Origin of the sequence: Martinezella lusitana, from assembly GCF_010668395.1 — a bacterium.
Taxonomy (GTDB): domain Bacteria; phylum Pseudomonadota; class Alphaproteobacteria; order Rhizobiales; family Rhizobiaceae; genus Rhizobium; species Rhizobium lusitanum_A.
Genome location: NZ_WUEY01000015.1, coordinates 38372 through 50152, shown reverse-complemented (window position 1 = coordinate 50152; position 11781 = coordinate 38372). Strand labels below are relative to the sequence as shown.

10 protein-coding genes are annotated in these 11781 nt (G+C 59.5%); 2 read left to right on the top strand and 8 right to left on the bottom strand.

Features of this window, described 5'->3' with window-relative positions; all coding sequences use genetic code 11:
• Nucleotides 1-55: 55 nt before the first annotated feature.
• On the bottom strand, nt 56-1294 hold the full coding sequence (locus tag GR212_RS25845; RefSeq protein WP_163990930.1) for an ABC transporter substrate-binding protein: 1239 nt from the start codon (nt 1292-1294) through the stop codon (nt 56-58).
• Between the two features lie 459 nt (nt 1295-1753).
• Here GR212_RS25845 and GR212_RS25840 point away from each other — a divergent pair, with 459 nt between their 5' ends.
• Entirely contained in the window at nt 1754-2785 is a 1032-nt protein-coding gene (locus GR212_RS25840; RefSeq protein WP_163990928.1) for a LacI family transcriptional regulator, read from the top strand.
• 60 nt (nt 2786-2845) lie between these two features.
• On the opposite strand, the gene gndA is transcribed toward GR212_RS25840, so the two are convergent.
• Nucleotides 2846-4273, bottom strand: coding sequence for an NADP-dependent phosphogluconate dehydrogenase (gene gndA, locus GR212_RS25835; protein ID WP_163990926.1), 1428 nt, complete (start codon nt 4271-4273; stop codon nt 2846-2848).
• 296 nt (nt 4274-4569) lie between these two features.
• On the opposite strand from gndA, the gene GR212_RS25830 reads away from it, so the two are divergent.
• Nucleotides 4570-4968: an SRPBCC family protein gene (locus GR212_RS25830; protein WP_163991125.1), complete on the top strand. Its 399-nt coding sequence runs from the start codon at nt 4570-4572 to the stop codon at nt 4966-4968.
• Between the two features lie 89 nt (nt 4969-5057).
• Here the strand turns inward: GR212_RS25830 and GR212_RS25825 are convergent, their stop codons facing one another.
• From GR212_RS25825 to GR212_RS25800, 6 genes are all read right to left on the bottom strand, one after another.
• Nucleotides 5058-5672, bottom strand: a complete 615-nt coding sequence (locus tag GR212_RS25825) for an ABC-type transport auxiliary lipoprotein family protein (protein ID WP_163991124.1) — start codon at nt 5670-5672, stop codon at nt 5058-5060.
• Nucleotides 5673-5710: 38 nt separating this feature from the next.
• Nucleotides 5711-7081 carry an MlaD family protein gene (locus tag GR212_RS25820; RefSeq protein WP_163990923.1) on the bottom strand — a complete coding sequence of 457 codons (1371 nt, stop codon included), beginning with the start codon at nt 7079-7081 and terminating at the stop codon, nt 5711-5713.
• 9 nt (nt 7082-7090) lie between these two features.
• On the bottom strand, nt 7091-7954 hold the full coding sequence (locus GR212_RS25815) for an ABC transporter ATP-binding protein (protein ID WP_163990921.1): 864 nt from the start codon (nt 7952-7954) through the stop codon (nt 7091-7093).
• Nucleotides 7955-7966: 12 nt separating this feature from the next.
• Nucleotides 7967-9127 (bottom strand): ABC transporter permease, encoded by a 1161-nt coding sequence (locus GR212_RS25810; RefSeq protein ID WP_163990920.1) that lies wholly within the window; start codon nt 9125-9127, stop codon nt 7967-7969.
• A 149-nt stretch (nt 9128-9276) separates the two neighbouring features.
• The gene (locus GR212_RS25805) at nt 9277-10494 is read right to left on the bottom strand and encodes an MFS transporter (RefSeq protein ID WP_163990917.1); all 1218 of its coding nucleotides are present in this window, start codon (nt 10492-10494) and stop codon (nt 9277-9279) included.
• Nucleotides 10495-10662: 168 nt separating this feature from the next.
• The gene (locus GR212_RS25800; RefSeq protein ID WP_163990916.1) at nt 10663-11469 is read right to left on the bottom strand and encodes a UDP-2,3-diacylglucosamine diphosphatase; all 807 of its coding nucleotides are present in this window, start codon (nt 11467-11469) and stop codon (nt 10663-10665) included.
• Nucleotides 11470-11781: the final 312 nt, after the last annotated feature.

The following is an 11781-nucleotide window of genomic DNA, read 5'->3' as shown; positions in this document are numbered from 1 at the left end:
GAGAACCCTCGCCCGCCCCGATGCTTGCCATCGCGATTGATAGGATGGTCGTGTGTCAGTGCGCCTGCTTGATGATGTCGGCCTGCTTTGCGAGCGCCTCGTCGACGGTCATCTTCGACGAGAAGAACTGCAGTCCGAGATCGGTCATCTGCCCGCGGGTATCGGGATCGAGCAGCTGCGTGACACCCGGCAGCACGTTGTCCGGGTTCTGCAGAATTTCCAGACCCTTCTTCATGCAGCTGTTGGCAGCAGCCAGATCGACGTCGCCGCGAACAGGCAGGGAGCCCTTGGCCAGGTTGAACTTCACCTGGGTTTCCTTGGAGACCAGCATGCTTGCAAGCTCGAGTTGCGCCTTGGTGATGTCGGCATTGCTGTTCTTCGGGAAGTAGAAGCTGTCGCCGCCGGTATCGAGCAGCGCGTGGAAGCCGAGACCCGGCAGGCAGTCATAGTCCTTGCCGGCAACCTGCTTGGCGACACCGAACTCGCCCTGCGCCCAGTCGCCCATGATCTGGCCAGCGGCCTTGCCGGTGATGACCATGTTGGTGGCGACGTTCCAGTCGCGGCCCGAATAGCTATCATCGACCATGTCGCGAGCCTGTGCGAAAGCATCCCACACCTTGCGGTTCTCGGGGCTGTTGACCGCATCGGCGTTCTTCTTGTCGTAGATCGCCAGATAGGTGTCCTTGCCGCCGATGCCGACCTGCATGACGTTGCGGACGCCGTCCACCTGCCACGGGGCGCCGGTTGCGAGCGGAACGATGCCCTTCTCGCGCAGCTTCGGCGCATCGGCCGCGAATTCATCCCAGTTGGCCGGAACCTTCAGGCCGTTGTCTTCGAAGACATGCCGGTTGAGCCAAAGCCACTGCCAGGAATGGATATTGAGCGGAACGCAATAGATGCGCCCTTCGTAAGTGCAGGAAGCCAGCAGGCTGGCCGGACGAATGATGTCCTTCCAGTGTTCCTTTTCGGCGAGATCCGTCAGATCGGTCATAAGGCCGGCCTTGACTAGTTCCTCGGCGTCGCGGCCCGTATTGAGCTGCGTTGCGCCCATGGGGTTGCCACCGAGAATGCGGCTGACGATCAGCGGCGTTGCCGTGGAACCGGATCCGGCGATCGCGCCGTCGACCCAGTGATTATCGCCCAGAGCATTGTACTGATCCGCCAGAACCTTCACGGCAGCAGCTTCACCGCCCGATGTCCACCAATGCGTTACCTCAAGATCGGTCGCATTTACTGAAAAAGCCGGAATCGCGACAGATGCAAGCAAAGCGGCAGCCATCAAACGAATATTCATGAGTTCTCCTCCCTCACTGAAACGTTGCCGGAAAAACGTAGTCGAATCATTTTCGACACGCAACCGCCTATCTGTAATTTTTTAGCAGCGACCGATTATACAACCTAAAATTATATCCCTCCTGTGGAAGACGGAAGTACCGCAATGTGACGCGAACCGGATTCTCTTGACGAAAAATGCCATATATCATTGATAATACGTCATATATTCTGCTCCGTTCCTATAACACACCACCTCATCGCTTTGCCGCTAGAGTTTTTCTCGGTTGTGCCGTCTGACACAACCAAGGGAGTATCAACGGAAACGCGCATCAAAATAGCACTCGACTTTTGAACTGTATCGTTACAGTTTTTAACATTAGTCCAAGAGGTGTCGCATTGCGTCTATGCTTGCGGCGGGCATGTGGGCAATATAAGCGGATTGGCTGCGGGAGGCGGCCGGGAGGCGAGCTTGAACGGAATGGACAATAAGAAAATCTCAGGGGGCGGAACATCGTCCGCACCCGAACGACCAACGCTGAAGACCATCGCCTTCATGACGGGACTCGGGATTACCACCGTTTCGCGCGCATTGAAGGATGCCTCGGATATCGGCGCGGAGACCAAGGAGCGCGTGCGCATGGTCGCCCGGCAGCTGGGGTATCAGCCGAATCGCGCCGGCGTGCGCCTGAGGACCGGCAAGACCAATGTCATTGCACTGGTGCTCAGCATCGATGAGGAAATCATGGGATTCACCAGCCAGATGGTTTTCGGCATCTCGGAAGTTCTTGCGAGCACGCAGTATCATCTGGTGATCACCCCGCATTCGCACAGCAAGGATCCCCTGCTGCCGGTGCGCTATATTCTCGACACGGGCTCCGCAGACGGCGTCATCATATCGCGAACCGAGCCGGACGATCCGCGCGTCCGCTTGATGCACGAACGCGGCCTGCCCTTCGCCACGCACGGGCGGACGGACATGGGCATCGTTCACCCCTTCCACGACTTTGACAACGAAGCCTTCACTCACGAGGCCGTTCGGGCCCTGGTCGCCAAGGGCCGGCGTCGCCTCGCGCTCCTGCAGCCCGCCAGCAAGCTCACCTATTATTCGCACATCCGCATCGGCTTCCAGATCGGCCTGCACGAATTCGGCGCCGAGGAAATTCCCCTGAGGGTGACGACCGACGCCCCCCTGGCCGATATCAGGGACAGCGTCGAGGCGCTGATGCGCTCGTCGCATCCACCGGATGGTATCGTCTGCTCTAGCGGCGGCGGCGCCATTGCCGTCAACGCGGGCATCGAAGCGGCCGGATTTCGCCTCGGCCGCGACATCGATATGGTCGCCAAGCAATCGACCGATGTGCTGAACTGGATCCGCCCGGAAATCATCACGATCTACGAGGACGTGCGCCACGGCGGCCGCGAGCTGGCCAAGGCCGTTATCGCTCGCATCGACGGGATAGAACCGCAACTGCTGCAAAGCATCAGTGAGCCCGATTGGCCAAAGAGCTGACGACAAAAGGCCCGCCGGATCTCTCCGGCGGGCCTTTTCACATAGAGTTCGATGGTTCTATCAGCCGTGGGCGCCGCTGCCCCAAGGGCCGTGGTGAATATCCTTGCCATCGACGCGATCGAAGCCGTGAGCGCCGAAGAAGTCGCGCTGGGCCTGGATCAGGTTGGCCGTGCCGCGAGCCTGGCGGTAGGCATCGAAATAGGTCAATGCCGAAGCCAGCGCCGGAACCGGCAGGCCGGCGGCTGTCGCAGCCGAAACGATACGCCGCAGCGACGGGATCGATTCCTTCACCATTTCGGCGAAAGCCGGAGTGACGATCAGGTTCGCCGCATCCGGCGTCTTCGTGAAGGCGCTGGTGATCTCGTCGAGGAACTGCGAGCGGATGATGCAGCCGGCACGCCAGATCTTGGCGATGATGGGCATCGGCAGCGACCAGTTGAACTCCTTCGACGCTTCGGCCATGACGGCAAAACCCTGAGCGTAGGCGCCGATCTTGGCAGCAAACAATGCGAGCTCGAGATCCTTTAACAGGTCGGGGCCGAACGCGATCGGGAACTTGTAGTCCGGCTTGCCGAAGATCTTTTCGGCGGCCTCGCGCTGGCTCTTGATGGCAGAGAGGCTACGCGCAGCGACGGCGGCTTCGATGGCGGTCGCCGGAATGCCCATGTTCTGCGCTTCGATGACGGACCACTTGCCGGTGCCCTTCTGGCCGGCCTTGTCGAGAATGATATCGGGCACGGCGCTGCCGGTTGCCGGATCCTTGGCCGCCAGAACCTTCTCGGTGATCTCGATGAGGTAGGAGTTGAGGCGGCCCTTGTTCCACTCGCCGAAGATGGAGCTGATCTCGGCGGCGCTCTTGCCGAGGCCATCGCGCAGGATGCCGTAGATCTCGGCGATCATCTGCATGTCGGCATATTCGATGCCGTTATGGATGGTCTTGACGAAATGACCGGCGCCGCCGTTGCCGAGCCAGGCAACGCAAGGATCGTCATTGTATTTGGCGGCGATCGAGGTCAGGACCTTTTCGACGCGCTTGTAGGATTCCTCCGTTCCGCCGACCATGATCGACGGGCCGTGGCGCGCGCCTTCCTCACCACCGGACACGCCCATGCCGATGAAGGTCAGGCCGGTGTCCTTCAGCCGGTCGAAGCGGGCGATCGTATCGCGGAAATTGGCGTTGCCGGCGTCGATCATGATGTCGCCCTTGTCGAGATGGGGCTGCAGCGCCGCCATCTGCTGGTCGACCGGATCGCCGGCCTTGATCATGATGATGATCGGCCGCGGTGGTCGGATCGCGTCGACGAACTCCTCGATCGTCTTGCAAGGAATGATCTTGTCCTTGAGAGCGCCCGCATTCGCGTAGAATTCATCCGTTACCTGCGGGGTACGGTTGAACACCGCGATCTTGTTGCCTTTTTCGGCAATGTTGAGCGCCAGATTCGATCCCATCACAGCGAGACCGATCAGCCCGATTTCTGCCTTTTCCACGACAATCCTCCAGTGACTCGTTGACTGCATCCGGCCCCACCCTGAAGACCCGGAAGACGCAGCAACATCCGATATGACGCAATCCCGCCGACGCTCGGCGCGACCGGCGACAGCCCTGCGTTGGGGGTTGTTGTTGCACTCCGGACGAAAAACGGCAAGCCTTCGCGAGCCGTGAATCGTTCCCTTTGCAGGACTGTGCAAGAATGTTGCGGGATTCGTGATTCATGCATTTCCGAACCAGCGTCTACACGACCGTTCAGAGCCGTATGCAGGATGATATAGAGGAGGAAACCACCATGTCGACCATGAGCGCAAAGATCGTGCACATCTCCATCGATCGCGACTGGAGAGAGGTCTACGACTATGCCAGCCGCCCGGAAAACATGCCGTCATGGGCTTCCGGCTTGGCATCGGGACTGACGCAGGACGGCGATGACTGGATCGCAGAAGGCACCCTTGGGACGGCCCGCGTGCGCTTCGCGCCGCCCAACGATTTCGGCGTCATCGACCATCGGGTGACACTGGAATCCGGCCTTCAGGTTCACAATACGTTGCGCATCGTACCGAACGGCGATGGCAGCGAGGTCATGTTCACGCTGCTCCGGCTCCCGGGCATGGACGAGCAACAGTTCGCGGCTGACGCTGCGCACGTCATGCGGGACCTGAAAACGCTGAAAGAGCTTATGGAGCGCTAGGATGGCTCCGGCAAAGGTGCACAGCCGCCTCTGTTCGGAACCATATGGCAAAAACGAATAAGCTGCGCAGTGCTTCCGGAAATCCGCGCCTAGAGAGAGCGCAAGGTCCAGTCGACGAGCTCACCCGCCACGCCTGCAAACGCAGCGTCAAGCGCACGAACGAAATCGGGATTGCTGCTGCCGCTGATGGGCACGACCTTGCGGAAGACGTTCTGCGCCTTCACCGTACCCGTGCGGTCGTTCAGGATCTTTTCCGAGATTTCGACCGTAGCCGTCTTCTGGCCGCCCGATGCATTGATCTCGAAGGCACGGATATCCGTGACGATCTGATAGTCGATCGCAAGCCCCTGCCCCGGCACGCCGACGCCACCGAGCTTGCCGGTGTTTTCGAACGCTTCGACCAGTTTCGACTGCACCATCCGGCTCAGCTTGTCGCTCCATTGCGACTTGCCGAGATACTGGATCTCCGAACCCGAAACGCGGATGACGATCTGGTTGCTGTCCAGCGCCTGTAATGCGGTCGGCGGCGGAATAAGGATCTGGCGCTTCTTGACCGATGGCCCGTTCGCCTTCACCGACGCGGAAAGATCGTAGGTATCGTTGTTGGAAGAGGTTCCACAGCCTGCAAGCAGGGCCGCAAGCAACGGCAATGCGATCACAGCTTTCCACACCTGATGACGCTCACTCGACACGCAACCGACCATATTCAGCTTATCCCCCGGAGACCAGATATCGCTCTTCATCAATGCCGCGCGCGGCCGTCATATGTCTTGACCGTATCGCCACCGAAAATCAGTCGCTGCGGATTGCGGTCAAAATTAGTGATTGTGCTATTCAGATTGTCAACCGTGCCCCGTATGTCGTTGATGAGGGTCTGCGCATCGCGCAGGCCGCTGCTGGAGAACCGCTGCAGATTGTCGGCAATCGGACCGATGCGAGAATTGAGGTTGTCAGCCATGTTCTTGAAGGACTGGAGCGTATCCTTGGCCTCGGCAAACAGCGATTGCGTGCTGTCGCTGCCAAGCAGGGAATCAAGCTTGGTGAGGATGCCATCCACCTTGCCGGACGCCGCATTGAGCTTCGTAGAGATATCGCGGGCATTGGCGATCGTCTGATCGATGTCCTGCTGACGGGCCGCGACCGAATTGGCGACATCCCGTATGGATGCGACCGCGACGCGCGCCTGTTTCGTCACGTCGGCAATATCGTCAACCGATCCCTTGATCTTGGCGGGATCGATCTGCGCAACGATCGCATCGACGCGATCGAGCGTCTTCTGCGCGTTCTGTCCAAAGGTGTTGTACGTATCCGCCGTCTGCTTGAAGCTTGCGACCGTCGCCTTCAGATCGGTCGTCGCATCCGCCACGTTCGCGGTGATCTTGTCCGCATTGGCTATGACGTCGTTGACCTTCTGCGCATCGACCGCACGCACCAGCTTCTCGATCGCGTCCAGCGTCGAATCGACACGGGTCGATACCGTCTTGAAGGTATCGGAAAGCTGGCCGACGCTTGCCAGGAACTTGTCGATATTGTCGGAATTGTCGGCAATCGCCTTGGAGAACTTCTGCGCGTTGCGCACCGTATCGGTCAAGGGTCCGCGCGAATCCGATACGAAGCCCTGGATGTCGCCGATCGTGTCGTTGGCACGGTTCAGAATCTTGTCCGCCGTCGTCAGCAAGTTGGTCACGCTCGACTGGTCGGCGAGCAGCACCGCCCGCTTGCCGGTATCGATCGAGCGCTTCAGGATGTTTTCGTCGCCGTTGCGGCCGCCGGAAAGCTCGATATAGGCAGCGCCCGTGAGACCCTGGATTTCAAGGATGGCCTTGGTCGAGGTGTAGACCGGCGCATCCGCGCGCACCTGCGTAAAAGCCAGCGAATAGTTTGGATCATCGGCGTCGATGGAGAGGCTCTGAACAGACCCGACCTGGATACCGTTGAAGCGAACCGGCGAGCCGACGCTCAATCCGTTCGCCGAACCGGGAATGCGCACGACGAGTTCGACCATGGGACCGCCCCGGCCATACTCCGCCATCCAGTAGACGAAACCGAAGGCGGCCGCGATGACAAGCAGCGTAAAGAACCCGACGATCGTGTAATTGGCTTTGGTTTCCATTGTCTCCAGTCACTTCTCGCGGCTGTGGGCGCTTGCGCCTTTGTCGTCGTTGCGTTCCCTGATGTCTTCCCGCGGCACGATCGAGCGTGCGCGCTTTCCCCTGAAGTAAGATTGCACCCAGGGGTCATCACAGGCGAGCATGTCCTCGACCGTGCCTTCCACCAATACCCGCTTCTGTCCGAGAACAGCAATACGGTCGCAGACGGAAAACAGGCTGTCGAGATCGTGAGTCACCATATAAACGGTGAGGCCGAGCGTGTCGCGCAGCCTCGCGATCAGCTCGTCGAACTCCGAGGCGCCGATCGGGTCGAGACCCGATGTCGGTTCGTCGAGAAAGACGAGATCCGGATCGAGCGCCAGGGCTCTGGCCAGCGCGGCGCGCTTGATCATGCCGCCGGAAAGCTCGGACGGATATTTGTCGGCGGCGTCGGCAGCCAGACCCACCATGCGGATCTTCATCAGCGCCAGCTCGTCCATCATCTCCTTGGGCAGATCCAGATATTCCCGCATCGGCACCTGGATGTTTTCCTTCACCGTCAGCGAAGAAAACAGCGCGCCCTGCTGGAAGAGCACCCCGAGGCGCATGTCCAGCCGGTTGCGGTCCTGCTCGTCGAGCTTGTCGTAATCTTCGCCGAGAATCTCGATCTTGCCCGAGCGGCGTGGCAGCAATCGCAGTACCGTGCGCAGCAGAACGGACTTGCCGGCACCCGAGGCCCCGACAAATCCCAGGATTTCGCCGCGATAGATGTTCAGGTTCAATTTGTCGAGGACGACCTTCGACCCGAAGGCAACGGTGACATCCTGCGCCGACAGCACGATGTCCCTGCCATGTTCATCCTTGTCCAATGGGATTTCCGAGTGAAGCGCGCTCATCGTTGACATCCCTCAGAAATCGATCGCTGCGTAGAACATGGCGAACAGCCCGTCCATCAGGATAACCACGAAAATCGATTTCACCACCGATGAGGTCACATGCTGACCCAGCGACTCGGCACTGCCTCCAACCTTCAATCCCTCCACCGCCGCGACGATGCCGATGACCAGCGCCATGAACGGCGCCTTGATCATGCCCGAAATGACCGTGGAAAGGCTGATCGCCTCGTGCAGGCGCGAAATGAAGGTCGCAACGGTGATGCCGGAATAGGCCCATGCGACCATGGCAGCGCCGAAAAGCGAAGCGAAGTTGGCAATGACTGTCAGCAGCGGCAAGGCAACCGTCAGAGCCACGAGCCTCGGGAAAATGAGCACGCCGATGGGATTGAGGCCCATGACCTTCAGCGCGTCCACTTCCTCGCGCATCTTCATCGAGCCGATTTCCGCGGTGATTGCGCTGCCGGAACGGCCGGCGATCATGATCGCCGTCAGAAGCACGCCGATTTCACGCAATTGCAGGATGCCGACCAGATCGACGACGAAGACCTCGGCACCGAAATAGCGCAGCTGGAAAGCGCCCTGCTGCGCGATGATCGCACCGATCAGTGACGACATCAGCAGGATGATCGGAACGGCGCGCACCGCCATATGGTCGATCTGATTGATGATCGAAGCCGGCGAAACGCCGCTGCCGCGCCCGAACTTGAGCTGCGCGCCGCGCACCGCCGAACCCAAAATGTACATGGCGGCGACGAGATTGCCCCATATGTCGTAGACGCTCTTGCCGATGGGCGCGAAAAGCCGTTCCGGCAAGGACTTCTCCGGCTTCGGCGATGCAGCTTGATCGTCCGGATGCGCATCGAAGGCCGTCAGCAATTCGTCGATATGGGGGTCCGATCCTTCGATCGTAACATGAGCCTGGTGTGCTTCCTGACTCTCTTTGAGACGACGAATCAGCAGCGCGCCGGCGGTATCGACATCCGAGAGGCCTGAAAGATCGATCACGACCTCGCCGCCGGAGCTGCGCTTCGACAACTGCTCGATCTGTCGCAAGACGCCATGCACGTTGGCGCTGCGCCAATTGCCCTCAAGTCGATAGCGATGGCCTGCACCCTCGGGCGCATCATCGATCCTCGGTGCGTCGGACTTCTGTTCGGCTGCTTTCAAATTCATGCGTCTTTCAAATCTGTCACAACATACCGACTCGGAGAGCTCGCTGGAATCGATGCTTCATACACCGACCGAACAGGGAATATCCATCTCATGCCGCCGACAACATATGTCACGGGTTTTTGATATCCAAATGAATTTGTTAAGCCGTGTCAGGATACGCCGTGAGCGCCTCCGCCAATCACCGGGTTTCTGGTCCTCAGCCCATAGGCGAAAACGACCATGGCGAGGCCCAGGGCGGCGACACCGGCCATGACATAGTAGCTCGAGAGGTCGAGCCACGCATAGAGATATCCGGATGCCAGCGTCATCAGGCCGAGAAACATGCCGTTGTAGAAATAGTAGGCGCCCTGGGCGGATGATTCCTGCGTTTCATGGACCGATGCGACGATGCGGCGCTGAATGCCCGTATGGACGCAGGCATAGGTGCAGGAATGAAAACACTGCAGCACGAAATAGCCGATGAAACCGAGATTGATCGGAAACAGGACCCAACGCAGAATGCACATGCTCGAGCCGAAGAAGATCAGCGTCCATGCGCTGAACCGCCGGCTCAATTTTTTCGACAGGAAGAAGACCATGACCTCGGCCGCGACGCCGATGCTCCACAAAACGGCGATCTCGGCACCCGAAAAGCCAAGCTTGCGCCAGTAGATCGACGCGAACGTATAAAGCATCGCGTGGCTCGACTGCTGCACCGATACCCCGATCATGGTTATGAGCAGCTGCGGAGAACGCAAATTCCCGGTCGGCGACTGCAGGTTGATCGGCTGGTTCTGGCGGCGCGTCGGTCCGATGCGCGGGGCGAACAGCCCCATCAGCGTCGTGAGGATGAAGCCTGCCACCATGACGGGCAACACGGTGGTTCCGCCCCACATACTGATCAGCTGACCGCCGAGGAGGGTCGAGAGGATGAAGGTGATCGATCCCCAGACCCGCATGGAGCCGTAATCGAACCCCCAACGTCGCACGCCCGACATGGCGATGGATTCGACCACCGGCACGTATGGCGCATAAGTCGCGCCCTGGATGCCGTACACCAGAAGCACCGGCCAGAAATCGCTGGTCCAGTAGAGCGCTATCGCTGTCAGAAGCGAAAGGGCGCCGGACCATAGAAGCACGTCGGCGCGCTCCGTCATATGATCGGCCAGCGTGGCGATGACGGGCGTCACGAGAACGCGCACGACCATGGGAATGGCGATCACGAGACCGATCTCGTGGTCGTTGAAATTCAGCCCCGCCAGCCAGACGGGAAAGAACGGCAGGGCAACTCCGTTGACGAACAACGGCGCGCAATAGGACAAGGCGGTGCGCAAGCGGAAATACGGGGGCGCACCCTCGCCCTGGAAGGACTTTATCGCGGGAATCATGACAGACCTGAAGGGGAACTGATTTGTCCCTATCACGCTATCGTGAGCACGACTATGGCGAGAAATGGCCAAAACCGTAACGTTTCGGAAAAATCCCGAGGCGCAGCCGTTCTTAAGCGATCAATAATTATGACACGCTATTATCAGGGCCGTGAAGAGGCGTAAAACTTACGCCGCCTGAGCGCCGAGAGGCCGCAGCAATTCCTCTGCCGGGGAACCTGCCGGTTGCGTCTCCAGGATGGTTCGCCATGTGATGAGCTCGAAGGTGCCGTCTTCGTGCTCGGCGATCGCCGTGCAGCTTTCCACCCAGTCGCCGGTGTTGATGTAGCGCACGCCATCCAGATCCTCGATGACGGCATGGTGGATATGGCCGCAGATCACGCCATCGGCATCGTTGCGCCTGGCCTCTTCGGCGACGACGCGCTGGAATTCGCCGATGAAGTTGACGGCGTGCTTCACCTGCAGCTTCGCCCAGGCCGAGAAGGACCAATAAGGCATGTTGAGGCGGCGGCGCACCGCTGCAAGACCGATATTGATCAGGATGGCCATGTCATAGGCCCAATCGCCGAGATAGGCGAGCAGACGCGCGTTGCGGACGACGACGTCGAATTCGTCGCCGTGCAGGACAAGATACTTCTTGCCGTCGGCCGTTTCGTGAATGGCGCGCTGCGCGACCTCGATGCCGCCGAAGTGCATGCCGGGGAAATCCCGCAGGAATTCATCGTGGTTGCCGGGAATATAGACGATGCGCGTGCCCTTGCGCGCCTTGCGCAGAAGCTTCTGTACGACGTCATTGCAATCCTGGGGCCAGTACCAGTTTCGCTTCAGCCGCCAGCCGTCGACGATATCGCCGACCAGGAAGATGGTGTCGGCTTCGTGATAGCGGAGAAAGTCGAGCAGGTAGTCCGCCTTGGCGGCCTTCGAGCCCAGGTGCACGTCAGAAATGAACAGCGTTCGAAATCGCCGGGTGTCCATGTTTTCATTCACGAACTTTTTGTCCGTGCCCTATCCTACCTTGGCTATTCCAAAACCAGACTCGTGTTTCAGGAAGATGACAAGCCCTGTGTTTGACGGCTTATAGGCCAGGTTCAGCCGCGTCCCGCCGCGATCGCAAGGTCCGGACGGTCGCTTGAAAAACTGGCAACACCAAGGCGAAACATGGCTCTTCGCAGTATGTGCCGCTCATCCAGCCATGCACCATCACGCCATCCCGTCGAAAGAGCTAAAGGATCGAAGCAACCGACATCGGCGCAACGAATGACCGACGACGCGCGCGCAACAAATGCG

Excerpts from the sequence above, each read along its gene's own strand:
- GR212_RS25815 (WP_163990921.1), bottom strand. The coding sequence starts at position 7,954 with ATGAGCGCGCTTCACTCGGAAATCCCATTGGACAAGGATGAACATGGC.
- GR212_RS25830 (WP_163991125.1), top strand. The coding sequence starts at position 4,570 with ATGTCGACCATGAGCGCAAAGATCGTGCACATCTCCATCGATCGCGAC.
- GR212_RS25845 (WP_163990930.1), bottom strand. The coding sequence starts at position 1,294 with ATGAATATTCGTTTGATGGCTGCCGCTTTGCTTGCATCTGTCGCGATT.
- GR212_RS25840 (WP_163990928.1), top strand. The coding sequence starts at position 1,754 with ATGGACAATAAGAAAATCTCAGGGGGCGGAACATCGTCCGCACCCGAA.
- GR212_RS25825 (WP_163991124.1), bottom strand. The coding sequence starts at position 5,672 with ATGGTCGGTTGCGTGTCGAGTGAGCGTCATCAGGTGTGGAAAGCTGTG.
- GR212_RS25820 (WP_163990923.1), bottom strand. The coding sequence starts at position 7,081 with ATGGAAACCAAAGCCAATTACACGATCGTCGGGTTCTTTACGCTGCTT.
- GR212_RS25805 (WP_163990917.1), bottom strand. The coding sequence starts at position 10,494 with ATGATTCCCGCGATAAAGTCCTTCCAGGGCGAGGGTGCGCCCCCGTAT.
- GR212_RS25800 (WP_163990916.1), bottom strand. The coding sequence starts at position 11,469 with ATGGACACCCGGCGATTTCGAACGCTGTTCATTTCTGACGTGCACCTG.
- GR212_RS25810 (WP_163990920.1), bottom strand. The coding sequence starts at position 9,127 with ATGAATTTGAAAGCAGCCGAACAGAAGTCCGACGCACCGAGGATCGAT.